Annotated in this window: 30 protein-coding genes and 1 pseudogene; 20 read left to right on the top strand and 11 right to left on the bottom strand. The window is 70.7% G+C overall.

The annotated features are described in order from the left end of the window. Nucleotides 1–32 precede the first annotated feature (32 nt). The 3 genes from K6T50_RS09625 to K6T50_RS09615 form a co-directional block, all read right to left on the bottom strand. Nucleotides 33–899, bottom strand: coding sequence for a CheF family chemotaxis protein (locus K6T50_RS09625; protein WP_222606395.1), 867 nt, complete (start codon nucleotides 897–899; stop codon nucleotides 33–35). Nucleotides 900–1,001: 102 nt separating this feature from the next. After that, on the bottom strand, nucleotides 1,002–2,204 hold the full coding sequence (locus tag K6T50_RS09620) for a cation:proton antiporter (protein ID WP_222606394.1): 1,203 nt from the start codon (nucleotides 2,202–2,204) through the stop codon (nucleotides 1,002–1,004). Further along, nucleotides 2,204–2,752, bottom strand: coding sequence for a cation:proton antiporter regulatory subunit (locus tag K6T50_RS09615; RefSeq protein WP_222606393.1), 549 nt, complete (start codon nucleotides 2,750–2,752; stop codon nucleotides 2,204–2,206). The genes K6T50_RS09620 and K6T50_RS09615 overlap by 1 nt, the downstream gene beginning before the upstream one ends. A 161-nt stretch (nucleotides 2,753–2,913) precedes the next feature. On the opposite strand from K6T50_RS09615, the gene hisA reads away from it, so the two are divergent. Then, on the top strand, nucleotides 2,914–3,636 hold the full coding sequence (gene hisA / locus K6T50_RS09610; protein WP_222606392.1) for a 1-(5-phosphoribosyl)-5-[(5-phosphoribosylamino)methylideneamino]imidazole-4-carboxamide isomerase: 723 nt from the start codon (nucleotides 2,914–2,916) through the stop codon (nucleotides 3,634–3,636). 15 nt (nucleotides 3,637–3,651) lie between these two features. On the opposite strand, the gene K6T50_RS09605 is transcribed toward hisA, so the two are convergent. Then, nucleotides 3,652–3,804 (bottom strand): hypothetical protein, encoded by a 153-nt coding sequence (locus K6T50_RS09605; protein ID WP_222606391.1) that lies wholly within the window; start codon nucleotides 3,802–3,804, stop codon nucleotides 3,652–3,654. A 246-nt stretch (nucleotides 3,805–4,050) separates the two neighbouring features. Here K6T50_RS09605 and hisB point away from each other — a divergent pair, with 246 nt between their 5' ends. Continuing rightward, entirely contained in the window at nucleotides 4,051–4,641 is a 591-nt protein-coding gene (hisB, locus tag K6T50_RS09600) for an imidazoleglycerol-phosphate dehydratase HisB (RefSeq protein WP_222606390.1), read from the top strand. 31 nt (nucleotides 4,642–4,672) lie between these two features. Here the strand turns inward: hisB and K6T50_RS09595 are convergent, their stop codons facing one another. Next, the gene (locus K6T50_RS09595) at nucleotides 4,673–5,359 is read right to left on the bottom strand and encodes a hypothetical protein (protein ID WP_222606389.1); all 687 of its coding nucleotides are present in this window, start codon (nucleotides 5,357–5,359) and stop codon (nucleotides 4,673–4,675) included. 169 nt (nucleotides 5,360–5,528) lie between these two features. On the opposite strand from K6T50_RS09595, the gene trpY reads away from it, so the two are divergent. The 7 genes and pseudogenes from trpY to K6T50_RS09565 all read left to right on the top strand — a co-directional run bounded on the left by trpY (nucleotide 5,529) and on the right by K6T50_RS09565 (nucleotide 10,942). Next, the gene (gene trpY, locus K6T50_RS09590) at nucleotides 5,529–6,029 is read left to right on the top strand and encodes a TrpY family transcription regulator (protein ID WP_222606388.1); all 501 of its coding nucleotides are present in this window, start codon (nucleotides 5,529–5,531) and stop codon (nucleotides 6,027–6,029) included. A gap of 84 nt (nucleotides 6,030–6,113) precedes the next feature. After that, nucleotides 6,114–6,608: a hypothetical protein gene (locus K6T50_RS09585; RefSeq protein ID WP_222606387.1), complete on the top strand. Its 495-nt coding sequence runs from the start codon at nucleotides 6,114–6,116 to the stop codon at nucleotides 6,606–6,608. Between the two features lie 30 nt (nucleotides 6,609–6,638). Next, nucleotides 6,639–7,271, top strand: a complete 633-nt coding sequence (locus tag K6T50_RS09580; protein WP_222606386.1) for an IMPACT family protein — start codon at nucleotides 6,639–6,641, stop codon at nucleotides 7,269–7,271. 63 nt (nucleotides 7,272–7,334) lie between these two features. Further along, nucleotides 7,335–8,288: pseudogene (locus K6T50_RS09575) on the top strand (NAD(P)/FAD-dependent oxidoreductase); the annotation flags it as partial. 62 nt (nucleotides 8,289–8,350) lie between these two features. Continuing rightward, the gene (locus K6T50_RS18925) at nucleotides 8,351–8,494 is read left to right on the top strand and encodes a hypothetical protein (RefSeq protein WP_225935430.1); all 144 of its coding nucleotides are present in this window, start codon (nucleotides 8,351–8,353) and stop codon (nucleotides 8,492–8,494) included. 137 nt (nucleotides 8,495–8,631) lie between these two features. After that, nucleotides 8,632–10,683 (top strand): S9 family peptidase, encoded by a 2,052-nt coding sequence (locus tag K6T50_RS09570; RefSeq protein ID WP_222606385.1) that lies wholly within the window; start codon nucleotides 8,632–8,634, stop codon nucleotides 10,681–10,683. An 82-nt stretch (nucleotides 10,684–10,765) separates the two neighbouring features. Next, entirely contained in the window at nucleotides 10,766–10,942 is a 177-nt protein-coding gene (locus K6T50_RS09565) for a hypothetical protein (protein ID WP_222606384.1), read from the top strand. 9 nt (nucleotides 10,943–10,951) lie between these two features. On the opposite strand, the gene K6T50_RS09560 is transcribed toward K6T50_RS09565, so the two are convergent. Both K6T50_RS09560 and mdh read right to left on the bottom strand, forming a co-directional pair. Further along, nucleotides 10,952–11,155, bottom strand: coding sequence for a DUF7569 family protein (locus K6T50_RS09560; RefSeq protein WP_222606383.1), 204 nt, complete (start codon nucleotides 11,153–11,155; stop codon nucleotides 10,952–10,954). Between the two features lie 326 nt (nucleotides 11,156–11,481). Further along, nucleotides 11,482–12,396: a malate dehydrogenase gene (mdh, locus tag K6T50_RS09555; protein WP_222606382.1), complete on the bottom strand. Its 915-nt coding sequence runs from the start codon at nucleotides 12,394–12,396 to the stop codon at nucleotides 11,482–11,484. Between the two features lie 223 nt (nucleotides 12,397–12,619). On the opposite strand from mdh, the gene upp reads away from it, so the two are divergent. Continuing rightward, complete coding sequence (gene upp / locus K6T50_RS09550; RefSeq protein ID WP_222606381.1) at nucleotides 12,620–13,297, top strand: uracil phosphoribosyltransferase; 678 nt, start codon at nucleotides 12,620–12,622, stop codon at nucleotides 13,295–13,297. Nucleotides 13,298–13,474: 177 nt separating this feature from the next. On the opposite strand, the gene K6T50_RS09545 is transcribed toward upp, so the two are convergent. Then, nucleotides 13,475–15,208, bottom strand: coding sequence for an excinuclease ABC subunit C (locus K6T50_RS09545; protein ID WP_222606380.1), 1,734 nt, complete (start codon nucleotides 15,206–15,208; stop codon nucleotides 13,475–13,477). Between the two features lie 151 nt (nucleotides 15,209–15,359). Between K6T50_RS09545 and K6T50_RS09540 the strand changes: the two genes are divergently transcribed. Both K6T50_RS09540 and K6T50_RS09535 read left to right on the top strand, forming a co-directional pair. Beyond that, nucleotides 15,360–17,162, top strand: a complete 1,803-nt coding sequence (locus tag K6T50_RS09540) for a methyl-accepting chemotaxis protein (RefSeq protein WP_222606379.1) — start codon at nucleotides 15,360–15,362, stop codon at nucleotides 17,160–17,162. 139 nt (nucleotides 17,163–17,301) lie between these two features. Continuing rightward, nucleotides 17,302–17,553 carry a DUF7967 family protein gene (locus K6T50_RS09535; RefSeq protein ID WP_222606378.1) on the top strand — a complete coding sequence of 84 codons (252 nt, stop codon included), beginning with the start codon at nucleotides 17,302–17,304 and terminating at the stop codon, nucleotides 17,551–17,553. 114 nt (nucleotides 17,554–17,667) lie between these two features. Here the strand turns inward: K6T50_RS09535 and K6T50_RS09530 are convergent, their stop codons facing one another. After that, nucleotides 17,668–17,820: a DUF7556 family protein gene (locus tag K6T50_RS09530; RefSeq protein ID WP_222606377.1), complete on the bottom strand. Its 153-nt coding sequence runs from the start codon at nucleotides 17,818–17,820 to the stop codon at nucleotides 17,668–17,670. A 162-nt stretch (nucleotides 17,821–17,982) separates the two neighbouring features. Here K6T50_RS09530 and K6T50_RS09525 point away from each other — a divergent pair, with 162 nt between their 5' ends. The 3 genes from K6T50_RS09525 to K6T50_RS09515 are packed head-to-tail and all read left to right on the top strand — an operon-like array spanning nucleotide 17,983 to nucleotide 21,331. Then, nucleotides 17,983–18,837 carry a CBS domain-containing protein gene (locus tag K6T50_RS09525; protein ID WP_222606376.1) on the top strand — a complete coding sequence of 285 codons (855 nt, stop codon included), beginning with the start codon at nucleotides 17,983–17,985 and terminating at the stop codon, nucleotides 18,835–18,837. Continuing rightward, the gene (glyS, locus tag K6T50_RS09520; protein WP_222606375.1) at nucleotides 18,838–20,691 is read left to right on the top strand and encodes a glycine--tRNA ligase; all 1,854 of its coding nucleotides are present in this window, start codon (nucleotides 18,838–18,840) and stop codon (nucleotides 20,689–20,691) included. It abuts the gene before it with no gap. A 7-nt stretch (nucleotides 20,692–20,698) separates the two neighbouring features. Continuing rightward, nucleotides 20,699–21,331: a diacylglycerol/polyprenol kinase family protein gene (locus tag K6T50_RS09515; RefSeq protein WP_222606374.1), complete on the top strand. Its 633-nt coding sequence runs from the start codon at nucleotides 20,699–20,701 to the stop codon at nucleotides 21,329–21,331. Between the two features lie 56 nt (nucleotides 21,332–21,387). Here the strand turns inward: K6T50_RS09515 and K6T50_RS09510 are convergent, their stop codons facing one another. After that, nucleotides 21,388–21,567, bottom strand: coding sequence for a DUF8107 family protein (locus K6T50_RS09510; RefSeq protein ID WP_222606373.1), 180 nt, complete (start codon nucleotides 21,565–21,567; stop codon nucleotides 21,388–21,390). A 51-nt stretch (nucleotides 21,568–21,618) separates the two neighbouring features. Here K6T50_RS09510 and K6T50_RS09505 point away from each other — a divergent pair, with 51 nt between their 5' ends. From K6T50_RS09505 to K6T50_RS09495, 3 genes are all read left to right on the top strand, one after another. Further along, on the top strand, nucleotides 21,619–21,942 hold the full coding sequence (locus tag K6T50_RS09505) for a hypothetical protein (protein ID WP_222606372.1): 324 nt from the start codon (nucleotides 21,619–21,621) through the stop codon (nucleotides 21,940–21,942). 57 nt (nucleotides 21,943–21,999) lie between these two features. Further along, nucleotides 22,000–22,404 (top strand): SRPBCC family protein, encoded by a 405-nt coding sequence (locus K6T50_RS09500; protein WP_222606371.1) that lies wholly within the window; start codon nucleotides 22,000–22,002, stop codon nucleotides 22,402–22,404. Between the two features lie 86 nt (nucleotides 22,405–22,490). Next, nucleotides 22,491–22,712: a zinc-ribbon domain-containing protein gene (locus K6T50_RS09495; protein ID WP_222606370.1), complete on the top strand. Its 222-nt coding sequence runs from the start codon at nucleotides 22,491–22,493 to the stop codon at nucleotides 22,710–22,712. A 3-nt stretch (nucleotides 22,713–22,715) separates the two neighbouring features. Here K6T50_RS09495 and K6T50_RS09490 read toward each other — a convergent pair whose 3' ends face one another. Further along, nucleotides 22,716–24,134: a CobW family GTP-binding protein gene (locus K6T50_RS09490; RefSeq protein WP_222606369.1), complete on the bottom strand. Its 1,419-nt coding sequence runs from the start codon at nucleotides 24,132–24,134 to the stop codon at nucleotides 22,716–22,718. A gap of 111 nt (nucleotides 24,135–24,245) precedes the next feature. Between K6T50_RS09490 and K6T50_RS09485 the strand changes: the two genes are divergently transcribed. Both K6T50_RS09485 and K6T50_RS09480 read left to right on the top strand, forming a co-directional pair. Beyond that, nucleotides 24,246–24,569 (top strand): DUF7990 family protein, encoded by a 324-nt coding sequence (locus K6T50_RS09485; protein WP_222606368.1) that lies wholly within the window; start codon nucleotides 24,246–24,248, stop codon nucleotides 24,567–24,569. A gap of 17 nt (nucleotides 24,570–24,586) precedes the next feature. Further along, complete coding sequence (locus K6T50_RS09480) at nucleotides 24,587–25,570, top strand: ArsA family ATPase (protein WP_222608882.1); 984 nt, start codon at nucleotides 24,587–24,589, stop codon at nucleotides 25,568–25,570. The last annotated feature ends 119 nt before the right edge of the window (nucleotides 25,571–25,689 follow it).

Genomic DNA, 25,689 nt, shown 5'->3' with positions numbered 1-25,689 from the left:
TCGCGAGCGACGCCGGCGGCGACCGGCGCCGATCAGGTGTTCACGTCCTCGATCCGCTGTCCGACGATCACCCGGCCCTTCGCGGTGAGCTTCGTCCCCTCGTCGGTGTCGACCAGCAGCCCCTCGTCGATGAGGCCGTTGAGCAGCATGGTGAGTCGCTGCGGCTCGATGTCGACCACCTTCGACAGCGAGACGCCCGGCCCCGCCGAGTACGCCGCGACCAACACCTCCGTCTCCGCCTCGCCGAGTTCCACGTCCGCCAACTCCTCCTGCACGTCGGCGTAGCGCAGCCGGATGTACCGGCCGAGCACGTTCGTGAGCCGGCCGGAGTTCAGCCCGACCTGCGAGGTGACCGCCGTGCCGTCCTCGATGTGCCGGAAGGAGATGACCGGCCGGTCGCCGTTGTCCAGGTCGCGCTGGGCGCGCTCGACGGAGACGACGGCCCGTAGGTCGACCGTGAACGGCTCCGGGCAGCCCTCGAACGAGAGCGCGCCCTGGGTCACGTCGAGTTCGGCCCGGTGCGTGTCCGAGTCGACGACGCGGCCGCCGACCTTCGCGGGGTGGCGCACCAGCGCGGGCGTCCCGTTGAGCAGCACCTTGAACAGCACCGTCGCGAAGCGGTCGATGTTGGTGTCGTTGCCCTCGATCGCGGCGACCCCACGGCGGTCGTCCGTGCGGTAGGCGACGGTGACGGTGTCGTTGAAGTAGCCGGCCATCTCGGGGGGCACCTGCCCGACCTTCACGTCGAACACCGACGACAGCGGGATCGTCTCCTTGTAGCCGTCGGCCGCGAGCACGAGCCGTCGCTGGCTCAGGATGATCCGGCCGGTCGGCGGGTCGCCCTCGATCCCGGGCGCGAAGAACCGACCGACGAAGTCGGCGACGACCGTCTCGCTCATACCAGTCGACAGCGAGGCGGTCGACTTGACCGTTTCGCACCGGCGTTCAACGATGAAAACTGACGGAGGAGCCGCCGGACGCGGCGTCGAGGCGACCGTCGGTCACTCCTCGGCGACGCCGACCAGCCGCTCGATCCGGGACGCTTCGCTCATCGCGATCGTTCCCGCGAACGACATCACGAGGACGTAGCCGACCGCGAACGCGGGGATCACCCGGGCGATCGTCGGGTCCGGCGACGCCGCCGCCAGCGCCGCGATGATGAGCGAGAACTCCCCGCGGGGCACCAGCGCGAGGCCGGTCCGCAGCGACCGCCGCGGCGAGAGGTCGTACAGCCACCCGCCGACGGAGCCGCTGATCACCTTCGCCGGTCCCGACAGCGCGGCCGCCGCGAGCACGAACGCGGCGACGCCGGCGACGGCGACCGGGTCGGTGTTGAGGCCGACCCAGGCGAAGAACACGACCGCGAAGGCGTCCCGCAGCGGGGCGATCCGGTCGGCGACGCGGTCGTGCAGCGGCGTCGCGCCGACGCCGACGCCGACGAAGAAGCCCGCGACCGCCTCGCTGGCGCCGACCGCCAGCGCCAACCCGGAGACGACCAGCGCGACCGCCAGCGTCCGGACGACCAGGTCCTCGTCGCTGGTGCCGAGGTACGGCGCGAGCCGCGGCGCGAGTAGTTGGGCCGCGGCGGCGACCGCGATGAGGAAGCCGAGCGCGACGGCGATCCGCGGGAGCGCGTCGACGGGCGAGCCGCCGGCGACGAGCGCGACCGCCAGCGCGAGGTACACGGCGATGACGAGGTCCTCGGCGACGAGCGTCCCGAGCACCGGCTCGGCCTCGGGGTCGGCGATCCAGCCCAGGTCGACGAGCGACTTGGTGATCACCGCCGACGAGGAGATGTAGACGATGCCGCCGACGAGGAACGCCCCGATCGGCCCGAGCCCGAACGCCAGCCCGAGGACGACCCCGACGGGGAAGTTCACGAGGAGGTCGACGGCGGCGGCCGCCGAGAGCTTCCGTCGGGCGGCGATCAGCCGGTCGAGACTGAACTCCAACCCGAGGAAGAACAGCAGGAGGACGACCCCGACCTCCGCGAGCGTGAGCACCTCAGCGGGGGCGATCGACGGGAGCCCGACGGCGCCGGCGACGTGCGGGCCGGCCAGCACGCCGCCGAGGACGTACAGCGGCACCGTCGGGATCCCGACGCGACGCCCCGCGGCAGCGACGAGTGCCGCGACCGCGAGCAGCGTCCCGAGCGCGAGCAGGCCGTGGAGGTCGCCGCCGGCGACGGGTGAGCCCGCCGCCATCAGTCGAGCACGGTCCCGGACCCGTCGTCGCCGTCACCCTCCCCGTCCCCGTCGTCGCCGTCGGTCGACTCGATGAACGTCGCGTGGAACTCGTCGACCTCCTCGCGCGAGCCGATGACGACGACCGTGTCGCCGGCGTGGACGCCCGCCCCGGGGTCGGGGTTGGGCGTCACGTCGTCGCCGGTGTCGACCGCGATGATCGAGGCGCCGGTGCGCTGGCGTACGTCTGCCGCCTCGATCGTCTCGCCCGCGAGTTCGGAGCCCTCGGGCACCTCGTACCACTCGATGAGCGCGTCGCCGCCGAGGACGGTGTCGATGTTCTCGGTGGCGACCGGCTGGAAGTACGCCCCCTCCAGCACGGTGCCGACGGTGCGCGCGAGGCCGTCGGACAGCTCGAACAGCTTCTCGGCGTCGCTGTCCTCGTCCGCCCGCCGGAACACCTCCCGCTTGCCGGTGTTGTGGGTGACGACGACGAGCCGCTCGCCGCCGTGGAGTTCGATCTCGTGTTTCTTCCCGACCCCGGGAAGGTCCGACTCGTAGACGGTCATACGTGGGTGGTGTGGACGGTCGAGACATAAGTACGACGACGGCGCGGGGTCGGGCGGCGGGCGGAGTCGGCCGAGCCCGGCGGACGGGGGCGACCCGGAACCCGGCGTCCGGAGTCGCCGGTGACGAACGACTTACCAGCCGCCCCGACGCAGGCCCCCACATGAGCCACTTCCCGGAGTTCGAGGTGATCCCGGCCGTCGACATGCAGGACGGCGAGGTCGTCCAGCTCGTTCAGGGCGAGCGCGGCACCGCCACGCGCTACGGCGACCCCGTCGAGGCGGCCCGTCGGTGGGTCGACGAGGGCGCCCGGACGCTCCACCTCGTCGATCTCGACGGCGCCTTCGAGGGCGAGCGCGCCAACGCCGCCGCAGTCGACGCCGTCCTCGACGCGGTCGACGTGCCGGTCCAACTCGGCGGCGGCATCCGCACCGCCGAGGACGCCCTCGACCTGCTCGATCGCGGCGTCGACCGCGTCATCCTCGGCACCGCGGCCGTCGAGAACCCCGACATCGTCGCCGAGATCTCCGAGGAGCACCCGGGCAGCGTGACGGTCAGCCTCGACGCGAAGGAGGGGGAGGTCGTCGTCTCCGGGTGGACCGAGGGGACCGGCCTCGACCCCGCGGAGGCCGCAGAGCGCTACGAGGAGTTGGGCGCGGGCGCGATCCTGTTCACCGACGTGGACGTGGAGGGGCAGTTGGAGGGGATCAACCGCGAGAGCGTCGAGCGCGTCGTCGACGCGGTCGACATCCCGGTCGTCGCCTCCGGCGGCGTGACGACGCTCGACGACGTGCGCGCGCTCCGCGAGGCCGGGGCCGCGGCCGTCGTCGTCGGCACCGCGCTGTACGAGGGCCGGTTCACGCTCGCGGAGGCGCAGTCGGCCTGAGCCGGCGACGACGGCTCACTCGCCGAGCCGCCGCGACGCGTACGCGACCGCCAGCACCGTCCCGACCGCTATCAGAATCAGCCCGATCACAAGCCCCGCGTCCGTCGCCGACGACAGCGAGACGGAGCCGCCGGCGAACGCGATCGCGGCCGGGAGGACGTCATCCATGCGTGTTATTATCACACCCGGACCGACTTGAATCCCCGTCGAACGGCCGTCGGACGACCGGCCGACGACCGCCGGCCATCGGGTGTGGGTACAGGTCGAGGTGGCCGCGAGTGCGGGGACGGTGTGGGTACGGTGCGAGTGCGGGGACGGGTGCGAGTTCGGGGACGGGTGCGAGTGCGTGGACGGGCGCGCCACGTGGCCGCCGAAGCCGGAACCGTCTTGGCCGGGCGTACCGACGCCTCGGCCATGAGCGATCGCACGGCGGCCGTGAGTCGGGAGACGGCCGAGACGGACATCGACCTCACGCTCGCGATCGACGGCGACGGCGACGGCGAGGTCGACACGGGCGTCGGCTTCTTCGACCACATGCTGACCGCGTTCGCCACGCACGGGCTGTTCGACCTGACCGTCCGCTGCGAGGGCGACACGCACATCGACGACCACCACACCGTCGAGGACGTGGGGATCGCGCTGGGCGAGGCGTTCGCGGAGGCGCTGGGCGACAAGCGCGGCATCCGCCGCTACGCCGACCGCCGGGTCCCGCTGGACGAGGCTGTCGCCGGCGTCGTCGTCGACGTGAGCGGCCGGCCGTACTTCGAATTCTCGGGCGAGTTCTCCCAGGACGAGGTCGGCGAGCTGACCAGCGACATGGCCCGGCACTTCGCGTACTCGCTGGCGATGAACGCCGACCTCACGCTGCACGTCGAGGTCGAGCGCGGCGTCAACGCCCACCACGAGGTCGAGGCGCTGTTCAAGGCGCTGGCGCGGGCGCTGGACGACGCGACCCGGCTGGACGAGCGCCGCAGCGACACGCCGAGCACGAAGGGCGACCTGTAATCGGGGCGGCGGGTCGCCCCGCCGACGCCCGTCAGCCCTTCACCAACTGGCCGTTCTCCTCGGCGAGGATCCCGCGTTCGATCGCGTACTCGAAGATCTCGCGGACCTCCTCGTCCTCCAGATCGTAGGCGCCGGCCGCGAACTCCGCCACCTCGGCGCGTGCGATGGGGAACTCGCGGTTGTTGAGAAAGCGCATCACCTTCCGGAAGTTCGGCGGTTCCTCGCGGGGCTGGTTCGTCGAACCGGACTCCTCGGTCGGGTCGGCGTCGCCGGACGCGACGTCCTCCACGTCGGCGCCGTCGACTGACGCGTCGGCGTCCGCAGTATCGTCCTCGGCGTCTCCGGCGTCCGCCGCCCCCGGGTCCGGGTTCGACTCATCGGCGGCCGCCGTGCCCCCAGCGATGTCGATCGCGATCCCCGAGTCGTCGTCGAATTCGACGGATTCGTCGGACGAGTCGGTGTCGTCGTCGCCGGCGTTCGGGTCCGCCGCGGGCGACGAGTGGCCGGCAGCGTCCGCCGCGAACGACGGGGCGGCGGCCGCGTCGTCGGGACCGAGCCGTGCGAGCAGCGGTGTCAGCACGTCGTCGAGGGTCTCCCGGCAGGAGTCACAGAGGACGACGCGCGCCTGTTCGTCGGGGGAGGGGTCGAGTTCAGCGGGTATGACCTCGTATGCGCCCGCGGCTGTCCCCCCACAGAAGTCGCAGTCGAGTTCGCGCATGTTCCGGGCGTGGGTGGGGGGCGATAAGGGCGTTGCGGGCGCGGTCGAACGGAGTGAGACCGCGAAACGCGAACGGCGACCAACGGGAACCGTAAGCAGGGCGAGGTACGAGACGCGGATCGCTCGACACCGAACAGTTATGCCCGCACGTGGGCGACGATGCGCACGGATGTTCGACGAGATCCTGGGAAAGTTCGAGGGGTCGCCGGGACAGCAGGCGGTGGTGCGGCTCCTGCTCGCGCGCGGGTTCTCCGTCAACGAGGAGGGACGGGTCGTCTCCGGCGGGATCGAGATCCCCGACACCGGGATCGCCCGCGAGGCGGGCGTCGACCGCCGCGTCGTCGACGCGACGACGACCGCGATCCGCGAGGACGAGCAGCTGCGGCGGATCTTCGCCAACATCACGTCGGTGCCGAGCCTGATGGACCTGGCACCGGTGCTCGGGCTCACCGTGCTCACCGTCGAGGTCGGCGACCCGGACGCCGCCGGCATCGTCGCCGAGATCACCGGGATGCTCGCGGACGCCGGGCTCTCGCTTCGACAGGTGCTCTCGGACGACCCCGAGTTCGCCGACGAGCCGAAACTGTACCTCATCACCGACGAGGAGCTGCCGGGCGATCTGCTCGTGTCGATCCGCGAGCTGCCGTACGTCCGCAGCGTCGAGTTCTGATCGGCGGGGGCGCGCCGCGCCCCGCGAACGCGACCGACGAGGCGAACCGACGGCGCTTTGGGCGCGACTCACCGAGACCGTGGCATGGACGACCGAACCGCGAGCGTCCTGCGCGTCCTCGGCGTGCAGGCGGCGCTCGTCTCGGCGGCGATCCACCTGATCGAGGGGGTTCCGGACCTCCTCGTGTACCTCCCGCTGCTGTCGGTTCGCGACCCGCGCCCGTACCTGTTCGTCCCGTCGGCGCTGCTGCTCGTCGGGGTCGCGGCCGTCATCGTTCGCGGCTCCCACGACCGCCGACTCTACTCGCTGACGGTCGGGGTGTTGCTCACCTACTCCGCCGGGTACGCCTGGTGGCACCTCACCGACCACGGCGGCCTGGTCCCGCGCCACGACGTGACCGACCCGGTCGGCGAGATCCTCGCGCATCTCGCGACCGATCCGGTGGCGCTGGTGTCGTTCGTCGCGCAGGCGGTCGGCGCGGCGGCGTTCCTCGCGCTGTTCGTCGCCGACCCGGACCGCTCGGGAGCCGCGGCCGAGGACGCCGACGGCTCCGCGGTCGCCGCGAGGGGCGACGAGTAACCCTTTCACGCGCCGCCGGCAACGACCGCCATGGCGACCCCCGACCCGTACCGTACCGTCGACGGCCGCGCGTCCGCGGAGTTCACGGTGCAGGGGTCGCGGTTCATCGGCCACCTGGCACCCGCCGACACCGTCGAGGCGGCGGAGGCGTTTATTGAGGAGGCGCGCTCGGAGTACGACGACGCGACGCACAACGTCCCCGCCTACCGCGTCCCCGCGAGCGACGGACCGTCGAAGTCGCCGGGCGAGGTGATGCTCCGGGAGTATTCGAGCGACGACGGCGAGCCGACCGGCTCCGCCGGGAAGCCGGCGCTGAACGTCCTCGAACAGGGGGAGGTCCGCAACGTCGTCGCCGTCGTCACGCGCTATTACGGCGGGACGAACCTCGGCGTCGGCGGCCTCGCCCGGGCCTACTCCCGCGCGGTGAAGGACGGACTCGAGGCCGCCGGCGTCGTCGAGGAGAAGCCCCACGAACACGTCGCGCTCACGGTCGCGTACGACGACTCCGGGACGGTTCGGGGGATCCTCGAATCGACGGGCGTCGAGTTCGACGCCGACTACGACGCCGAGGTGACGTTCGAGGCGCGCGTTCCCGTCGCCGACGCGCCCGACCTCCGCGACCGGCTGCGCTCGGCGACGAGCGGCCGGGTCGACATCGGATAACGCGGATCCGGCAGCCGTCGCTCCGGCACGTAGCTTCAGGAGGGTCGACCGACATCTCGACCCATGAGCGACCCGGACTCGGTCGCGGTCGTCGGCGGCGGCATCGTCGGCTCGGCGGCGGCACACCGACTCGCGCGCGAGGGCGTCGACACCGTCCTGTTCGACCGGCGGGACGAGGGGCGGGCGACCGACGCCGGCGCCGGGATCGTCGCGCCGGCGACGAGCAGCCGGACGGACTCGGCGGCGTGGTTCGCCCTCGCCCGCGAGGCGGCGGCGCACTATCCGGCCCTCGTCGACGACCTCGAAGCAGACGGCGTCACCGACCACGGCTACGACTCGTGTGACCTCCTCAGCGTCGCCGTCGACCCCGACGAGGTCGAGGCGTTCGAGGCGGCCAAACGGCGGACTCAGCGGCGATCCGAGACGTACGGAACGCCGGCGCCGGACACGTTCGAGGAGATATCCATCGAGCGCGCACGCGAGCTGTTCCCGCCGCTGTCGGACGCCGAGCGCGCGATGGTGTACCGCGACCAGGGACGGGTCGACGGGCGGACGTTCGCGAGCGCGCTGCGGAGCGCCGGGGAGAGACACGAGCTCTCGGTCGAACACGCCGACGTGACCGACATCGCGGTCGAGGGGCGACCCGGGGGAGCGGACGACGCGACGGTCGCCGGGGTCGTCGTCGAGGGCGAACGCCGGGCGTTCGACGCGGTCGTGATCGCCGGCGGGGCGTGGTCGGGCACGTTCGCGGACGCGCTCGGGGTTGCGATCCCCGTCGAGCCCCAGCGCGGGCAGATCGTCCACCTCGCGGTCGACGCCGACACGGCCGACTGGCCGATCGTCAGCCCGTTCCGACACAAGTACATGGTGTCGTGGCCCGGCGGCCGGGTCGCCGTCGGCGCGACGCGGGAGGACGCCACGGGGTTCGCCCCGCGGGCGACCGTCGCGGGGCTCCACGACGTGTACGGGGAGGCGCTGCGCGTCGCCGACGGACTCGCCGACGCGGAGCCGGTCGAGACGAGGGTCGGGCTCCGGCCGGTCTCGCGTGACGGCCTGCCGGTCCTCGGGGCGGCTCCCGCGTGGCGGGCGCGTACCTCGCCACCGGACACGGTTCGACGGGGCTCACGCTCGGTCCCTACAGCGGCGCGCTCGTCGCCGATCTCGTTCGAGGCGTCGACCCGGAGGCGGACCTGTCCGCGTTCGACCCGGGGCGGTTCCGCTGACGGCGGACGGCGACGGCGGACGGCAACGGCGGATAGCGGACGGCGGACAGTAGACGGCCGACGGTGGACGGCGAGGGGGCCGCGGCTTCCCGTTCCGAGTTCCGAACGTACTTGCCCCGGGGCTCCGACGCCGCGGTATGGACACGATTCAGGCGAGCGACTTCCACGACATCGCCAAGCCGAGCGACCCGCGGGTCGCGCCGGACGGCGAGCACGTGGCGTTCGTACGCAGCGAGCCGAGCGACGACGAGTCCTACGAGTCGACGGTGTACCTCGCGCCGACCGACGGCGACGACGACGCGCGGCGGCTGACGCTCGAGGAGGGGACCGACGCCGAACCGCGCTTCTCGCCGAGCGGCGACCGCCTCGCGTTCACCTCGACGCGCGGGAAGGACGACGACACCCAACAGCTGTGGCTCCTTCCGCTCGACGGCCCCGGCGGCGAGGCCGAGCAGATCACCGACGTTGTCGGCGGCGTCACCTCGATCGCGTGGAGCCCCGACGGGAGCCGGATCGCGTTCCTCCAGTCCGTGACCGAGGGGGACCGCGAGGAGGAGCGCGATCTGGAGGTTCCCGACGAGTACGATCCCGAGGAACCGGATCCGCGCGTCATCGACCGGACGGTGTACCGGACCGGTACCAACTACTTCGACGGGAAACGCCCGCAGGTGTACGTCCTCGATGTCGAGTCGGGTGACCTCACGCGCGTCACCGACGGCGACCACGACCACGCCGAGCCGACGTGGGGCGACGACGGGACGCTGTACTTCACGGCACAGAAGGCCGGCGACGACCCCGACGACAACTACGATATCGATGTCGTCGCCTACGACACCGAGTCCGGCGACGCCGAGGACGTGCTCCGCACCACGGGCTGGGGCGCGGCGCTCGCGGTCACGGAGGACCACCGGATCGCCTACACGTACACCGAGGCCGAGCAGGCGAGCATCCAGCCGACCGAGCTCCACGTGTACGACCGCGCGGCCGACGAGACCTACGACCTCACGGCCGACCTCGACCGCGGTCTCGGCTACGAGGCCTTCCCGCAGTGGGGTCCCGACGAGGAGCGCGTGTTCTTCACCACGCCCGACGAGGGCGCGACGAGCCTCTGGTCGGCGCCCGGCGACGCGAGCGACGCGCCCGAACGTGAGTACCGCGGGGGCGCCGTCAACGGCGCCCACGTCGCCGACGGCGTGACGGCGATCACGAAAAGCGAGTGGGATCATCCGGGCGATCTCTTCGTTTTGGACGGGTCCGAGGAGCGTCGGCTCACCCGCCTGAACGGGGAGTACCTCGATGACGTCGCCGTCTCCGAGCCCGAACCCGTCGCCTTCGAGTCCGAGCAGGGGCCCGTCGAGGGGTGGGTGTTGACGCCGCCCGGCTTCGATGAGAACGAAACCTACCCGCTCGCCGTGGAGGTCCACGGCGGCCCGCACGCGATGTGGACCACGAGCGGGACGATGTGGCACGAGTTCCAGACGCTCGCGGCGCGCGGCTACGTCGTGTTCTGGTCGAACCCGCGCGGCTCCACGGGCTTCGGCGAGGAGTTCATGCAGGCCATCGAGCGCGACTGGGGCGACGTGACGCTCACCGACGTGCTGGCCGGCGTCGAGGAGGTCGCCGCGCGCGACTACGTCGACGAGACGAACGCCTTCCTCACCGGCGGCTCCTTCGGGGGCTACATGACCTCGTGGACGGTCGGGCAGACCGACTACTTCCGCGCGGCCGTCTCCCAGCGCGGCGTCTACGACTTCACCGGCTTCTACGGCTCGACCGACGGGGCGTACAAGCTGGTCGAGGGCGACTACGACACGACGCCGTGGGAGGAGCCGGAGCTCCTCTGGGAGCACTCGCCGGTCGCGCACGCCGACGAGGTGGAGACGCCGACGCTGGTGCTCCACTCCGACGACGACTACCGCACGCCGGACAACACCGCGGAGCTGTTCCACCGGATCCTCCGCAAGCACGGCGTCGACACGCGGCTCGTGCGGTACCCGCGCGAGGGACACGAGCTGTCCCGCTCGGGCGAGCCGGCGCACATCGTCGACCGCATCGAACGCATCGCTCGCTGGTTCGACGGCTATTCCGAGCACCACGACGCCGAGCGGGCGCTCGATCGCCCGGACGATGAGGGGCTGAGCGCCGGCGAGGACGAGGACGACGGGAACGGCGACAGCGACGAGGAGTAGGCGACCGACGCGCCGACCGCGATAGCGAACGGATCGCACGACCGACGGTCCGTTTTCCCGCCGGCCGACGGAGACACGTTCGATGAGCGACGCTATCGACTGCGCGTACTGCGGCTGTGACGTGACCGTCCACGACCCGGTGTACGTCCGCGAGGGCGACACGACCCAGGAGACGCCGTTTTGCAACTACGGGTGTCTGGCCGCACACGTCGAGGAGGAGGGACTCGCGGTCGGGACGACCTGCTCGATCGGGACCTAACGATCCGGGTCAGTCGACGATGATGTCGTTTTCCTCGTCGATCGTCACGTCCGGTTCGGTCCGCATCTGTTGCTCGTAGCGGTCGATCCACTCGGCGAAACAGCCGGGGCACAGGCGCTGCTCGTCGACCGTCGAGCGATCGACCGACAGGCGGATCGTCCGGGCGAGCGCGTCCTCCACCGACGACCCGCACGCGTCACAAGAGTCGGACATACCTTCGGCTGTGCGAGCCAGCGATTTAGTCGTTGCCTCGATCTGTCGTCGGAGCGACGGCTATAGTGGGGCTGACAGGCGGCGCGATCGCTCCGTGGCGGGGGTGCCGCGCACCCGCGAACCCGCCACGGCCGTCGTCAGGTCACGCGGGGGCTGGTCCCGGCATCGGATTTGAACCCTCGCGTCGAACGACGCCGCGGTGGCGACTCGAACCGCCGCCGGCGTCAAAAAGTGAGATCGAGATCGCTCGGTTCGCGTACGCTCGTTGCTGGAGTCGATCCCTACGCGATCTTGCCCTACGCGATCTTGCCCTACGCGATCTTGCCCTACGCGATCTTGTCGTACTGGGTCGAGAGTTTCTCGGCCGCCTCGTCCATGAGGTCGGCCTCGTAGTCGTCGAGGTTCCACTCGACGACCTCCTCGACGCCGCCGGATCCGAGCTTCACGGGGACGCCGAAGGCGGTGTCCTCGTGGCCGAACTCGCCCTCCAGCGCGATGGAGCCGGGGAGCACCTCGCCGGTGTCGCGGATCACGGCCTCGACCATGTGGGCGACGCCCGTGGCCGGCCCCCACTCGGTCGCGCCCTTGCGCGAGATCACGTCCATCGCCGACTCCTGGAGGTCGCCGAGGATCTCCTCCTTCTCGTCGGCAGTGAACTCGGGGTCGGCGCCGTCGACGCGGACCTTCGAGAACACGGGCACCTGCGCGTCGCCGTGCTCGCCGAGGATCGTCGCCTCGACGTTCTTCACCGGCGCGTCGAAGCGCTCGGAGAGCACGTACCGGAAGCGCGCGGAGTCGAGGCGGCCGCCGAAGCCGATCACCTTCTCGCGGGCGCGCTCGCCGCTCTCGTACAGGTGGCGGTTGAGCAGGTCCACGGGGTTCGAGGTGGTGATCGACACGAAGTCGTCGTTGTACTCGCGCAGCGACTCGCCGATGTCCTCCATGATCGGCGCGTTGTCGCCCGCCAGGTCGATCCGGGTCTGCCCCTCCTTGCGCGGGATGCCCGCGGTGATGACGACCACGTCCGAGCCCTCAGTGGCCGAATAGTCACCCTGGCGGATCCGCGTGTTGGAATCGTACGCGACCCCGTGATTGGTGTCGGCCGCCTGGCCGATCGTCGTCTCCTCCATGTCCGGGATGTCGACGAACACGAGTTCGTCCGCGATGTCCCGAAGCGCGATGTTGTAGCCGGCCGCGGCACCCACCGTTCCCGCCGCGCCGATCACGCTGACTTTCGTCATATCACGTACCTAGCCGACCGAGTCTCCGGTAAACGTTTCGAAACCGACGATCTCGGGTGCCGAACGACGTAGATCGAGTCGACGATCGTCGAACTGCGGACGGTCCGGCCCGGACGGCCCGACCTCGGGTCACGGCCAGATCTCGGGTCGTGCGCTACGGGTGCGCACACTGCGCGCGAGCCAACGGGATTATGACCGCCCGCACAGCAACGTCCGAACAACGATGGCTATCGAGGAGCGAGGGGACGCACACCTCATCACGCACGCGCTGGCGAAGGACACGCTCTCACGGCTGCGCGACGTGGAGACGGAGCAGGTCGCGTTCCGAAAGGGGCTGGTGAAGCTGGGCCGCATCTGCGGCTACGAGATCATCGACGGCGCGATGGAGACGGAGTTCGTCTCGATCGAGACGCCGCTGGCGGAGACGACCGGCGAGCGCGTGAAGGGGCTCGACAACGTCGTCATCATCAACGTCCTGCGCGCCGCGACGCCGTTCGTCGAGGGACTGTTGAAGGCGTTCCCGCGCGCCAAGCAGGGCGTCATCTCCGCCGGCCGCAACGAGGAGGCCGGGATGGGGGAGGACGGCACCTTCCCGATCGAGATCGACTACACGAAGCTTCCCGACATCACCGCCGAGGACACCGTCATCGTCGCCGACCCCATGCTCGCGACGGGATCGACGATGTGTGCCGTGCTCGATCACGTGCTCGCCGACAACCCAGAGCCCGAGGACCTGTTCGTGCTCTCCGCCGTCTCCGCCCCGGACGGACTCACCCGCGTCGCCGAGGAGGCGCCGCAGGCCGATCTCCTCACCGTCGCCATCGACGACGAACTCAACGACGAGGGGTTCATCGTCCCCGGCCTCGGCGACGCCGGCGACCGCGCGTTCCGGACGCAGTAACCGCAGCCCCGCGAAGTTCCCTCCCAGTGTAGCCGAACGTTCTTGCCCGAAGCCGGGGCCACCCCGTCGCGTGACGTAACGGCAGCCGGCGAGGGTCCGGGCGGCTGTGCGGTCCCCCTTCGCCGGTCGCGGGACGGTCGGACCGCCTGTCAGCTACATCGGATCGATCGGCCACGCCTACAGCCGCGCCTTCAGCGCTCGCGCCGTCTTCTCGCCGACGCCGGGCACGTCCAGCAAGTCGTCCTCGCCGGCGGCGCGCACGTTCTCGACTGAGCCGAACCGCCGGAGGAGTCGCCGGCGCGTCTCGTGACCGACGCCGGGCACCTCGTCGAGAACCGTCGACACGTCGTCGCGGAGCGTCTGGTGATACTGCACCGCGAACCGATGCGCCTCGTCGCGAACGCGCTGGAGGAGGTGGAGATGCGGCGCGTCGTCCTCCCAGCGGTGCACTCCGTCGGCCGTGATCACCAGTTCCTCCTCCTTGGCGAGCGCCACCGCCGGCACGTCCCAGCCGACTTCCGCGAGGGCGTCGCGCGCGGCGCCGAGCTGGCCGTCGCCGCCGTCGATGAGCAGCAGGTCCGGGTCGGGCCGGTCGTCGCGCCCGTCGACCGCGCGCTCTGCGCGCCACTTCACTAGCTCGCGCATGTTCGCGTAGTCGTCGTTGCGGTCGGTGAGCTTCTTTCGACGGTAGTCCGCCTTCTCGGCGCTTCCGCCGACGAAGCACACGTCGGAGCCGACAACCTGCTTCCCCTGGGCGTGGCTCACGTCGAACCCCTCGATGCGCTCGGGGCGGTCGATCCCGAGGACATCGGCCAGTGCCGACAGCTCGTCGCGACGCGTCGGACCGCTGCGGGCGTTCTTCAGCGCGAGGTCCACGAGCTTCGCCTCCCGTCCCGCGCCGGGGACGCGGACGGCGACGCCCTCAGCCTCCAGCCACGCGAGTACGTCGTCGTCGGCCGGCCGCTCCGAGAGCAGAATCGCGTCGGGAAGCTCCCGCTCGGCGTAGTACTGGACGAGGAACGCCGAGAGCACCTCGGCGACGCGGTCCTCTGCGTCGGGGGCGTCCAGCGAGTGGCGAGACCGGTCGACGAGCTGACCGCGTTCGCTGTGGAGGCGCGCGACGACGGCCGAGTCGCCCTCGACGGCCGCGCCGAGCACGTCGACCGCGCGCTCGTCGGAGCGGTCGGAGACGGCGTCCTCGCCCTCGCCGTGGAACGCCTCGACCGCGTCGAGGCGGTCGCGGAGGTTCGCCGCGCGTTCGAACTCCCGTGCCCGGGCGGCCGCCTCCATCTCCCGCCGCAACGGGTCCGCGAGCGCGCCGGTTTCCCCCTCGAAGAAGCGGACCGCGGACGCGACGTCCTCGCGGTAGGACGCCTCGTCGATCTCGCCGGTACAGGGGGCCGAGCAGAGCCCCATCTCGTAGTCGAGACAGGGGCGCTCGCGTCCCTGGTACTTGTGGTCCGAACAGCCGCGCAGGCCGTACGTCTCGCGGATCGCCTTGATCACGGTGTCGACCCGGCCCTTGTCGGTGAACGGGCCGAAGACGGTCGCCGCCTCGTCGGGGTCGCGCGTCGCCTCGATCCGCGGGACCGGGTGGTCGGTGATCTGGACCAGCGGGTACGACTTGTCGTCCTTGAGCCGGACGTTGAAGCGGGGGTTGAGCCGCTTGATCAGGTTCGCCTCCAGCAACAGCGCCTGGGTCTCGGTGTCCGTGACCGCGAAATCGAGCGCGTCCGCGCGGTCGACCATCCGGGAGACCCGGGCCGACCGCGGGTCCGCGTACGACGGCACGCGGTCCCGGAGGTCGACCGCCTTCCCGACGTACAACACGGTGTCGCCGTCGAGGAACTGGTAGACGCCCGGCTCGCGCGGAAGGTCCGCCGCGCGCTCGCGAACGGCGCTCGCGTCCATCGCGGGAGAGTGGGGGCTCCGCGCGTTTGAGGGTGACGCGTCGAGAGCGGCGACGCACGGCCGGCGGAGGAACGGGATCCGGCACTCGTCGAGTATCACACGTGATTCCCGGACGGCAACCGTTAAACGGGATTCACAGAGCCGTAGATGTATGCCATTACTCGCTCGCCTCCGTGCGTGGGTCACGGGGACGGATCCGAACGAGCCGCTGGCGGACGGCGGGGTCACCGTCCAGTCGGGCGCCGACTCGGCCGGAATGCCCGAGTCGGACGCCGCCGCCGACGAGGACGACGAACTGAACGTCGACGACGACCTGCTGCTCGACGGGATGGGGTCGCCCGTCTTCATGGTCGATGCGGACGGCGAGATCGTCGCGTGGAACTCGGCGATCGAGGAGCTGACCGGCGCGAGCGCCGAGGAGGCGATCGGCCACGAACACGCCAGCGAGATGTTCTACCCCGACGGCCGTCGGGCACAGACGCTCGCCGACAAGGTGCTCGAACACCCGAAGTCGGTCCACGAGGAGTTCGGCGTCGACCTGGAGGACGAGTCGATGTGGCTGTACTCCGACACCAGCGTGATGACCGACCAGCACGGCGTCGACCGCGACATCTACTTCACTGCCATGCCGCTGTACGAGGACGACGAGCTGGTCGCCGTCGTCGAGACGGTCCGCGATCGGACGGACCAGGTCCAGCGCCAGAAGGCGGTCGAGGACCTCGTCGACGAGCTCGGCGCGACCATGGGGTTACTGACGGAGGGCAACCTCGACGCACGGGCGTCCTTCGAGGACGAGAACGACTGCCTCGACGACCGGCTGCTCGACGTCATCTGCGACCTCAACGAGATGGCCGAGGCGTTCGAGGAGACCGCCGCCGGCGTCGACGAGGGTACCGCGCGCCTGGAAGACTCCGTCGAGGAGGCGGTCGACGCCGCCGAGGAGATCGCTGAGAACGTCGGCGAGCAGAACGAGCTGCTCTCGGAGGGCGTCTCGGAGATGCAGACGTTCTCCGCGTCGATGGAGGAGGTCGCCGCGACCGCCGAGGAGGTCGACACCGCCGCCGAGCAGGCGCGCGAGGCCGCGACCGACGGGCTCGACGCCAGCGAGGACGCCCGCGAGGCGACCGAGGAGGTGACCGAGATCGGCGAGGAGCTCGTCGACTCCGTCACCGATCTCGGCGACCGGATGGACGACATCGAGTCCGTCGTCGAGGTCATCTCCGACGTGGCCGAGCAGACGAACCTGCTGGCGCTCAACGCCAACATCGAGGCCGCCCGCGCCGGCAAGGACGGCGACGGGTTCGCCGTCGTCGCCGAGGAGGTGAAGACGCTCGCCGACGAGACCCGCCAGCACACCGAACAGATCACCGGCAACATCGAGCAGCTACAGAACCGGACCGACTCGACGGTCGTCGCCGCCGAGCAGAGCCACCAGCAGATCGATCACGCGGCCGACCAGATCGACGACGTGTTGGTAGCGTTCGAGGACATCGCGGCGTCCATCGACCAGGCCGCCGACGGCATCGCCGAGGTGTCGCGCGCGACCGACGACCAGGCGGCCACCGTCGAGGAGCTCACCGCGACCATCGAGGAGGTCCGGGAGCGCTCGACCGAGACCGAACACGCAGCCGACCGGATCGTCGCCGCGACCGACGACCAGAGCGACGCAATCGCCGAGCTGTCCCAGCGCGTGACGGAACTCCGTGGCAAGGACGCCGAAAGCGCCGAGTTCCGTGCAGACGGCGGACGGACGAGCCGACTCGCGGGCGGAGAGTCGGAGTTCCGAACCGACGGCGGCATCACGATCGACGCGCCCGCGGACGCCGGTCACGACGACGAGGGCGACGACGGCGTCACCATCGAACCGGCCGAAGCGGAGGCGGCCAACGGCGAGGCGGCCGACGACGATACCGACACCGACGGCGACTACGGCGGCTTCGTGTTCGAGAACTGAACGATACCGCCCCGAGAGCCGTCGTCGCGGGGTCCGCGAACGGTTCTCCACAATCGACGGCGAACCCCGTACCAATCGCGAACCCCGCAACCGACCGCGAACCCCGCAGCCTTTCTCGTCGGCCGTCCAACCGGTGGGCATGCGCCTCTGGCTCGTCTCCCGCGAGTACGACACCCGACAGACGGTGACGCTCACCTACGCGAGCGTCGACGGTCGACGGTCGTACACGCGGCAGGCGTCGATCGAGTTGCTCCAGCGGAAGCCGATCACCGCCGCCATCGACCGCGACGAGGACGACACCGAGCGCGTCGACGACGACGAGCGACGCGAACGCTACGCCGCGGAAGCCGAGCGGATGGCCGCCGACCACGACCCGGACGACGAGATCTGACGGCGGAGTGCGACCGTCAGTCGCATTCGCCGGGGAGACGCGTGGCTTCCGGGAACCGGCAGCGGCGACCGAAGAACGGACCGAAGGAACGACTGGGGGAGCGGTCCCCCGACCTCAACACCAGTTTTCGAGCACCGGGGCGTCGGCCTCGCCGACGGAGAGCCAGGCGTCGTCGCATGCGAGGTCCGCGATGACGAACTCCGCGGAGCTCTCGTCCACCGACGCCATCACCTCACCGGGCTCGCACCCCGTGTGCCTCGTTGTCATATGAATGCATCTCACATACGCACTGATAAACTCGTCGGATTGACAGCGCTTCACAGGGTCGTCCCCTCGGGGGAATACTCCCGGATTCGTCGGGTGAGCGCCCGGGATAGGCGCCAGCACACCTTCGCATGATACAAGAGGCGTCGGGGCGCACTGCGGGGTATGAACGTAGCAGACGCGATGACGCCGCGAGCGGATCTCGTCACGGTGTCGCTCCCCGGCAGTCGCGACGACGTCCTCACGTACCTCCAGGAGTACCGCTTCTCGTCGGTTCCGGTGGTGAAGGGCGAGGGCGACGAGGAGGTGTACCGCGGCCTCGTCTCCCGGGACGACCTCATCGAGAAGCCCGACGAGGACCAGCTGGCGCTGTTGATGCGGGACGTGCCGACGGTCACGCCCGAGACGAACCTCCGCGACGCCGCGCAGGTGATGATCGGCGGCAGCCGTCGCGTTCCCGTCGTCGAGGAGCGCAACGGCGACACCCTGGCGGGGATCGTCACCGTCACCGACATCGTCGCCGCGATCGCCCGCGACGAGGTCGACACCGACGCCGTCTGCGGCGACGTGGCCGGCACCGACGTGAACACCGTGTACACCGGCACGCCGCTGACGGTCGCCGAGCGCCAGCTGTTCTTCGCGAACGTCCCGTACGCGGTCGCGCTGGGCGAGGACGGCGACATGGCCGGCATGCTCACCGAGGTCGACGTGCTCGAGGTCGCCCGCGTCGTCGAGGGCGAGGACAACACCGGCGACTCCATCGCCGATCAGGACGACGACTGGAAGTGGGAGGGCATCAAGGCCGTCGGCGCGGCGTACGTGCCCACGCGGAACGTCGAGATCCCCGCGGAGCCGGTCACGGAGTTCATGACCGAGGACGTGCGGACGGTCTCGCGGACGCGGTCGGTGCAGGAGGCCGCCCAGGAGATGATCACCGAGGACATCGAACAGGTGCCCCTGCAGGCCGGCGGCGAGCTCGTCGGCATCGTGCGCGACGTGCACCTGTTGGAGGCGCTGTAGATGGCCGAACAGGAGGACGTGATCGAGCTGGCGAAGCGTCGGGGCTTCTTCTTCGGCGCCAACGGCGCCTACGGCGGCGTCGCCGGCTTCTACACGTACGGCCCCAACGGCGCGGCGGTGAAGGACAACCTCGAGTCCGCCTGGCGCGACCGCTTCACCGTCCGCCAGGGCAACATGGAGATCGAGGCGCCGACGATCATGCCCGAGGCCGTCTTCGAGGCGTCGGGCCACCTCGACGGCTTCGACGACATGCTCGTCGAGTGCCCCGAGTGCGGCGAGTCACACCGCGCCGACCACCTCATCGAGGACAACACTCACATCGAGGAGGCCGAGTCGCTCCCGATCTCCGAGGTCGAGGAGCTGATCCGCGAGCACGACCTGCGGTGTCCCACCTGCGACGCGGCGCTTTCGGGCGAGCCGGTCGAGGACTTCAACCTCATGTTCGAGACGAGCATCGGCCCCGGCTCGGGCCAGCCCGGCTACATGCGCCCCGAGACCGCCCAGGGCATCTTCGTCGAGTTCCCGCGCCTCAAGGAGTACGCCAGGAACCGCCTCCCGTTCGGCGTCACCCAGATCGGCCCGGCCTACCGCAACGAGATCAGCCCCCGGAAGGGCATCATCCGCGTGCGCGAGTTCACGCAAGCCGAGCTGGAGACGTTCATCGACCCCGAGGAGGACGAGCCGCCGCTCCACGAGGTCGAGGACGTTGAGGTCACACTGTACCCTGCCGACGAGCAGGAGGACGAGGACGGCGAGGCCTACACCACGACCGTCGGCGACGCCGTCGACGAGGGCGTCATCGGCTCCGACTGGGTCGGTTACTACCTCGGTGTCGCACAGGAGTGGTACGAACGCGTCGGCGTCGACATGGACCGGTTCCGGTTCCGCCAGCACCTCCCCGGCGAGTTGGCCCACTACGCGGCCGACTGCTGGGACGCCGAATCGGAAGTGGGCGCGGCGCGAAGCGCCGCGAGGTCGTCGAGCGGCGACGACGAGGAGCCGCGAGACGAAGGCGACTGGATCGAGATCACCGGCTTCGCCTACCGCTCGGACTACGACCTGAGCAAACACGCCGAACACTCCGGCGAGTCGTTCACCGTGTTCAAGCAGTACGACGAGCCGAAGACCGTCGAGCGCGCGACCGTCGACCCCGACATGGCGACCCTCGGCCCCGAGTTCGGCGGCGACGCCGGCGCGGTCGCAGAGGCGCTGCAGACGCTCGCCGAGCGCGACCCGGACGCCTTCGACGAGGCCGAAGTCGAGGTCGAGGTCGACGGCGAAACCCACACGGTCGACAGCGACGTGGCGAACTTCTCGGTCGAGGAGGTGACCGAGAACGGCGAGCACATCACCCCCCACGTCGTCGAGCCGTCGTTCGGCGTCGACCGCATCGTCTACACCGTCATCGAGCACGCCTACCGGACCGACGAGGTCGACGGCGAGGAGCGCACCTACCTCGCGCTCGACCCGGAGATGGCCGCCACCGACGCCGCCGTCTTCCCGCTGGTCTCCAACGACGACCGCCTGCTCGATCTGGCCGACGAGGTCACCGACGACCTGCGCGCGGCGGGCCTCTCGGTCGAGTACGACGACTCCGGCTCGATCGGCCGGCGCTACCGCCGGCAGGACGAGGTCGGCACGCCCTTCTGTGTCACCGTCGACCGCGACGGCATCGAGGGCGACGGCCCCGACACCGTCACCGTCCGCGAGCGCGACTCCGCGCGGCAGGTCCGCGTGCCCGTGAGCGAGGTCGCCGACGAGATCGCCGCCCTGCTCGATCCCGAGGACGACCGCGCGTTCGACGCGCTCGCGGCGTCGCACGACGAGATCGAGACGGACGTGGAGACGGCCTGAGACGCCGATGGGGGAGCTGAAGCGGCGGGCGGTTCACGCCTCCGGGACCGGGTTCCCGGCGATCTACCTGCTCGGGCTCGTCACCTGGCGACAGCTACAGGCGCTCCTGCTGGTCGCGACGGCCGGCGTGTTTGTGTTGGAGTTCCTCCGACTCGTCGTCGGCGTGGAGTGGCCGCCGCTGGACCGCGTGTACGACGAGCTGACGCGGGAGTACGAGGCCGACAACGTCGCCGGCTATGCCCTGTTCATGGTGGGCGCGACCGTCGCGGCGCTGGCGTTCGCGCCGCCGTACGGGCCCGAGATCGTCGCCTTCGAGCCGCCGATCGCGGTGTCGGCGATCCTGATGCTGTCGATCGGCGACCCGATCTCCGGGTACCTCGGCAGCAACGACGCGACGACGGCCAAGGAGGTCGGCGTGCTGGGGGTGATGTTCCTCGTGTGCTTCGCGCTCGCGGTGCCGATCACCGTCCTCCACGCGGGGACGGTCGTCGGCGTCGCCGCCGCGGCCGCGGGGGCGCTCGGGGCGACCGTCGCCGACGGCGTGAAGCCGGTGGTCCGCGGCTACGTGGTCGACGACAACCTCACCATCCCGCCCGCCGCGGGGGCGGCGATGACCGCGGTGTTCCTGCTGGCGGCCTGAATCGGCACTCGGCTCCCGGCCTGAAACGGTACTCGGCCTCGGTCGGGCGCGCGACGCTACCGCAACACGAGGAGGTACGTGGCCGCGAAGACGACGATCGCGAGCCCGGCGACGTTCTCGAGCGTCAACGCGGCGAGATCGAGGTACGACAGCCCCCACACGACGACCGACGCGAAGATCGACGAGAGGACGATGTTCATCGCGAGCAGCACGCGCGGGTCGCCGTCGCTTGCCATGCCTCGCCGTGCGGGTACCACCTACTTGGCTCTCGCGGTCGTAGGTCGGGTATGCGCCTCCGGAACCGCGAGGGCGACGCCGTCGACGCCGTCCCCTTCCTCGTCGTCGCGGGGATGGCGTTCATGATCGCCCTTTCGTTCGGACCGATCTACCTGATGGCGCTGTTCGGCGTCGACCTGCCGCTCGCGCTCACAGGGTCGGTCGCGGCCTTCGTCGCGACCGCGGTCGCCGCGTACCATCGCCTCGTGCGTTCGGCTCGGCCGGACCTCCGCGAGAACCTCCCGGCGTCGTGGCGGTTCCGGCGGCTGTTGTACGCCGCCGTCGCCTTCGGGCTGCTGCTCGTACTGTTGACGCTCCCGCTCGTCGACTGGTGAGCGCGGCCGACGGCGGTTCCCCGCGGGCTTTTGTGCGGGGGGCGCCCACCCCGCGGCATGCGCGAAGTCGAGGCCGAGCGGTTCGTCGCGGCGACCCCCGACACGCTCCGCCGGCTGCTCTCGCCGGCGGCGCTCGTCGAGTACGAGGGGAGCTTCGTGGTCCGGGGAACCCGATCCGAGGACGACGCCACCGTCGTCACCGTCGCCGGCGGCGGTCTGGAGTTCGACCTCCGGGTGACCGAAACCGACGACGGCTGGCGCTACGAGCAGGTCGGCGAACGGGGACCGTTCGACGCGATGGAGACGGCGGTGACCGTCGAGCCGGCCAACGAGGGCAGTCGGGTGCGGGCCGTCTCGCGCGTTTCGCTGGGGCTGCCGGTCCCGCTTGCCGACCGGATCGCCGGGTGGAAGCGCCGCGGCGAGCTGCGGCGCCTGCTCGATACCATCGCCGACGACGCCTGAGGCGCTCGATCGCGGACTCGACGGTTGTGTGTCGCGACCGCGGATCCGCGCCGCAGTTTATGCGCAGGACAGTGAGTATCACACCCATGGGACTGATCGGCACGCTCACCGAGACGCTGAAGGCCTCGACGGAATCGCCGAACCGTGGGGGCGGCACCGAGGAGTCGACGGGCGCGTACTGGTGTCACGACTGCGACGAGCGCCTGCTCGACCTCGACGTGGAGGGGGAGGGTCCCCCGTCGTGTCCGGAGTGCGGCGACGAGATGGAGTTCGAGCGCTCGCCCGGCTCGACCGGCTGCGCCTGCTGACGGCTACGACAGCGAAACGACCGCGTCGGCGTTCCCGTCGCCATCGCCGTCGCCCTCGGCGGGGGCGGTCGGGAACCACTCGGCGGGGTCGACGCCGGTTCCGTTCTCCAGCTCCGCGTCCGTGAGGAGACAGTCGTCCAGCCGCGCGCGCACCGCCGGCTCGTCGAGGTCGACGCCGATGACGACCACCTCGGTGTGGCGGTCGCCCCACTCGTCGTCCCAGTCGGCGCCGCCGCGGCGGTTCGCCCGGTACAGCTCCCGGTCGGCCTCCGCCATCGCCGCCACCCACGGGCCGACCGCCTCCACCCGAACCGAGGGGCCGGCCTGGCTGTAGTGCAGCCGTTGATCGTTGCCGGCGACGTGGAGCGTTCCCTTCGAGCGCACGACCGACTCGGGCAGGTTCGAGAGGTACTCGGCGAGGCGTTCGGGGTGGAACGGTCGCCGCGCGCGGTAGACGAAGGAGGTGACGCCGTACACCTCGTCCGGGTGGGCGTGGTCGTGGTCGTCCCCGCCGTGTCCGTGGCCGTGATCGTCGCCGTCGGCGTGCCCGTGATCGTCGCTGTCGGCGCGGTCGTCGGGCTGATCGTGGCCGTGCTCCTCGTCCCGATGCTCGTACAGGTCCACGTCGAGGATCCGATCCAGCGGCGCCGCCGAGTGTTCGGTGGGAAGGGTCTCGGCGCGGGGACGGAGCGCGCGCACCAGCTCCTCGGCCTCCGCGAGTTCGGCCTCGTCGCACAGGTCGGCCTTGTTGAGCAGGACCACGTCCGCGCCCTCCACCTGTTCGACGAGCAGATCCGAGAGCGGGCGGGGAGCCTCGTCGCCGTCGCCTTCGCGGTCGGCGTCGTCGCCACCGAGGTCCGCGTCCTCGCCGTTCGCCGCCGCGCCGGCGTCCGCGCCCTCGCCGCCCCCGCGGGCACCGCCGCCCTCGTGAGTGGTGCTCCCCCGTCGTTTCGGGGTTCCCTCGCCCGAGAAGGCGTCGAGGAACTGCGGGGTGTCGAGCACCGTGACGACGGCGTCCATCCGGTATCGGGCCGCAGCCGGGCCGTTGGTGAACTGCCGGGCGACGGGACCGGGCTCGCTGATCCCCGACGGCTCGACGACGAGGTGGTCGAACTCCTTGCCGTCGGCGAGCTGGACGACCGCGCGTTCGAGGTCGTCGCGCAGCTCACAGCAGATACAGCCGTTGGACAGCTCCGCGACGCCGACGGCGGGGAGGTCCTCCGAGGAGAGCAGGTCGTAATCGACGTTCACCGATCCCACGTCGTTGACCAGCACCGCGATGTCGCGGTCGCCGGCGTTCGAGAGGATGTGGTTCACCAGCGTCGTCTTGCCGGCCCCGAGGCTCCCCGAGAGGACCGTCACCGGGACGGCGTCGTCGCCGCTCGGTCCGGGACCGCCGCCGAGTCCGCGTCCGGGCGTCATCGACGAACGATCCGCGCGTGTGGTACTTGTGCCCGTTGGTCGCGGCGGGCCGAGGACGATCCGCGCACTATCGCGACATGCTTAACCACGGGAGCGCCACACACACGAGCGATGAGCGACGCCACGGACGACGGCGGGGGCGCCCTCGCGGACCGGATCGACCGGTACCTCGACGCGCTGCGCGAGTGGGCGGCCGGCCTGTATCACGGGCTGGTGACCCACCCGGCGTACGAGAAGATCGAGAAGGAGGCCGAGGACCTGGAGGACACGTTCATGCTGGCGTGCTTCCCGGACGCCTTCGGCATCCCCTCGCCGGTCTCCTACTACACCGCCGAGCTGCTCCCGTATCTCGAGGACGAGTTCGAGGCGTGGGAGCGCCGGATGTGGGACCGCGGCTCGATGCTCGAACGCAAGGGACAGCAGTACCACTTCTGATGGCCCGGGACACACACATGGAGAAGTTCGTGTTCTTCGGCGGGAAGGGCGGCGTCGGCAAGACGACGATGTCGGCGGCGTACTCGGTCAAGTGCGCGGACGCGGGGCTTGACACGCTCGTCGTCTCGACGGACCCGGCCCACTCGACGTCGGACGTGTTCGACCAGGAACTGGGCGACGAGCCGCAGGCCGTCGAGGGACGCGAGGGGCTGTGGGCGATGGAGATCGACCCCGACGAGGAGGTCGAACACCACCTGATGGAGACGAAGCGCGCGCTCGGCGACCAGGTGAGCGCCGCGCTCGTCAACGAGATCGACCGCCAGATCGAGATGGCACATCAGACCCCGGGCGCCTACGAGGCCGCGCTGTTCGACCGGTTCGTCGACGTGATGCGCTCCAGCGACGACTTCGACCGCGTCGTCTTCGACACCTCCCCCACCGGCGGCACGCTCCGGCTGCTCGGACTGCCGGACTTCCTGGAGGGGTGGATCGACCGGCTGCGGCGCAAGCGCGAGAAGTCGATCGACCTGTACGAGAAGGCCGCGATCGGCAACAACGAACCCCGGAGAGTGATGGACGGCGACCCGATCCTCGCGCGGTTACAGGAGCGCAAGGAGTTCTTCGAGTACGCCGGCGAGACGCTGCGCGAGCACGCCGCCTTCTTCCTCGTCGTCAACCCCGACGAGCTGTCGGTGCGTGAGACGCGGCGCGCGGCCGAGGGACTCGCCGACCGCGGGCTCGCCGTTCGTGGGCTCGCGGTGAACCGGCTCACTCCCTCGCCCGACGACGACGAGAACGGCCGCGGGGCGCGCTACCTCCGCGACCGCGTCGCGACCGAGCGCGCGCACCTCCGGACGCTTCGCGAGGAGTTCGAGCAACCCGTCGTCGCCGAGATCGAGACCCGCGTCGAGGAGGTGAAGGGCGACTTCCTCACGGAGGTCGCCGACGAGCTCGACATCGAGGCGGCCCCGCCCGCGACCCCCCCGGACGGCTCGGCGTGAGTCACCCGGCCGGGGATGACCCGGTTCGGTTCGGCGTGGGGTGTGTGGGGTGCGCGCGAGGCGCGCGCGGCAAACCACAAAGTATTCAACGACAGATTTTCCGCAAAATCCACTACCGA

Origin of the sequence: Halobaculum magnesiiphilum (assembly GCF_019823105.1) — an archaeon.
GTDB classification, from domain to species: domain Archaea; phylum Halobacteriota; class Halobacteria; order Halobacteriales; family Haloferacaceae; genus Halobaculum; species Halobaculum magnesiiphilum.
This window is presented reverse-complemented; position numbering and strand designations above follow the sequence as displayed.

What these genes read in the sequence shown, in the direction of transcription:
- hisB (WP_222606390.1), top strand. Translation starts at nt 4,051, where the DNA reads ATGAGCGATCGCACGGCGGCCGTGAGTCGGGAGACGGCCGAGACGGAC.
- hisA (WP_222606392.1), top strand. Translation starts at nt 2,914, where the DNA reads ATGAGCCACTTCCCGGAGTTCGAGGTGATCCCGGCCGTCGACATGCAG.
- K6T50_RS09510 (WP_222606373.1), bottom strand. Translation starts at nt 21,567, where the DNA reads ATGGCAAGCGACGGCGACCCGCGCGTGCTGCTCGCGATGAACATCGTC.
- K6T50_RS09540 (WP_222606379.1), top strand. Translation starts at nt 15,360, where the DNA reads ATGCCATTACTCGCTCGCCTCCGTGCGTGGGTCACGGGGACGGATCCG.
- K6T50_RS09490 (WP_222606369.1), bottom strand. Translation starts at nt 24,134, where the DNA reads ATGACGCCCGGACGCGGACTCGGCGGCGGTCCCGGACCGAGCGGCGAC.
- K6T50_RS09515 (WP_222606374.1), top strand. Translation starts at nt 20,699, where the DNA reads ATGGGGGAGCTGAAGCGGCGGGCGGTTCACGCCTCCGGGACCGGGTTC.
- upp (WP_222606381.1), top strand. Translation starts at nt 12,620, where the DNA reads ATGGCTATCGAGGAGCGAGGGGACGCACACCTCATCACGCACGCGCTG.
- K6T50_RS09605 (WP_222606391.1), bottom strand. Translation starts at nt 3,804, where the DNA reads ATGGATGACGTCCTCCCGGCCGCGATCGCGTTCGCCGGCGGCTCCGTC.
- trpY (WP_222606388.1), top strand. Translation starts at nt 5,529, where the DNA reads ATGTTCGACGAGATCCTGGGAAAGTTCGAGGGGTCGCCGGGACAGCAG.
- K6T50_RS09495 (WP_222606370.1), top strand. Translation starts at nt 22,491, where the DNA reads ATGGGACTGATCGGCACGCTCACCGAGACGCTGAAGGCCTCGACGGAA.
- glyS (WP_222606375.1), top strand. Translation starts at nt 18,838, where the DNA reads ATGGCCGAACAGGAGGACGTGATCGAGCTGGCGAAGCGTCGGGGCTTC.
- K6T50_RS09615 (WP_222606393.1), bottom strand. Translation starts at nt 2,752, where the DNA reads ATGACCGTCTACGAGTCGGACCTTCCCGGGGTCGGGAAGAAACACGAG.
- K6T50_RS09595 (WP_222606389.1), bottom strand. Translation starts at nt 5,359, where the DNA reads ATGCGCGAACTCGACTGCGACTTCTGTGGGGGGACAGCCGCGGGCGCA.
- K6T50_RS09500 (WP_222606371.1), top strand. Translation starts at nt 22,000, where the DNA reads ATGCGCGAAGTCGAGGCCGAGCGGTTCGTCGCGGCGACCCCCGACACG.
- K6T50_RS09485 (WP_222606368.1), top strand. Translation starts at nt 24,246, where the DNA reads ATGAGCGACGCCACGGACGACGGCGGGGGCGCCCTCGCGGACCGGATC.
- K6T50_RS09620 (WP_222606394.1), bottom strand. Translation starts at nt 2,204, where the DNA reads ATGGCGGCGGGCTCACCCGTCGCCGGCGGCGACCTCCACGGCCTGCTC.
- mdh (WP_222606382.1), bottom strand. Translation starts at nt 12,396, where the DNA reads ATGACGAAAGTCAGCGTGATCGGCGCGGCGGGAACGGTGGGTGCCGCG.
- K6T50_RS09480 (WP_222608882.1), top strand. Translation starts at nt 24,587, where the DNA reads ATGGAGAAGTTCGTGTTCTTCGGCGGGAAGGGCGGCGTCGGCAAGACG.
- K6T50_RS09505 (WP_222606372.1), top strand. Translation starts at nt 21,619, where the DNA reads ATGCGCCTCCGGAACCGCGAGGGCGACGCCGTCGACGCCGTCCCCTTC.
- K6T50_RS09535 (WP_222606378.1), top strand. Translation starts at nt 17,302, where the DNA reads ATGCGCCTCTGGCTCGTCTCCCGCGAGTACGACACCCGACAGACGGTG.
- K6T50_RS09560 (WP_222606383.1), bottom strand. Translation starts at nt 11,155, where the DNA reads ATGTCCGACTCTTGTGACGCGTGCGGGTCGTCGGTGGAGGACGCGCTC.
- K6T50_RS09565 (WP_222606384.1), top strand. Translation starts at nt 10,766, where the DNA reads ATGAGCGACGCTATCGACTGCGCGTACTGCGGCTGTGACGTGACCGTC.
- K6T50_RS09570 (WP_222606385.1), top strand. Translation starts at nt 8,632, where the DNA reads ATGGACACGATTCAGGCGAGCGACTTCCACGACATCGCCAAGCCGAGC.
- K6T50_RS09625 (WP_222606395.1), bottom strand. Translation starts at nt 899, where the DNA reads ATGAGCGAGACGGTCGTCGCCGACTTCGTCGGTCGGTTCTTCGCGCCC.
- K6T50_RS09525 (WP_222606376.1), top strand. Translation starts at nt 17,983, where the DNA reads ATGAACGTAGCAGACGCGATGACGCCGCGAGCGGATCTCGTCACGGTG.
- K6T50_RS09580 (WP_222606386.1), top strand. Translation starts at nt 6,639, where the DNA reads ATGGCGACCCCCGACCCGTACCGTACCGTCGACGGCCGCGCGTCCGCG.
- K6T50_RS09585 (WP_222606387.1), top strand. Translation starts at nt 6,114, where the DNA reads ATGGACGACCGAACCGCGAGCGTCCTGCGCGTCCTCGGCGTGCAGGCG.
- K6T50_RS09530 (WP_222606377.1), bottom strand. Translation starts at nt 17,820, where the DNA reads ATGACAACGAGGCACACGGGGTGCGAGCCCGGTGAGGTGATGGCGTCG.
- K6T50_RS09545 (WP_222606380.1), bottom strand. Translation starts at nt 15,208, where the DNA reads ATGGACGCGAGCGCCGTTCGCGAGCGCGCGGCGGACCTTCCGCGCGAG.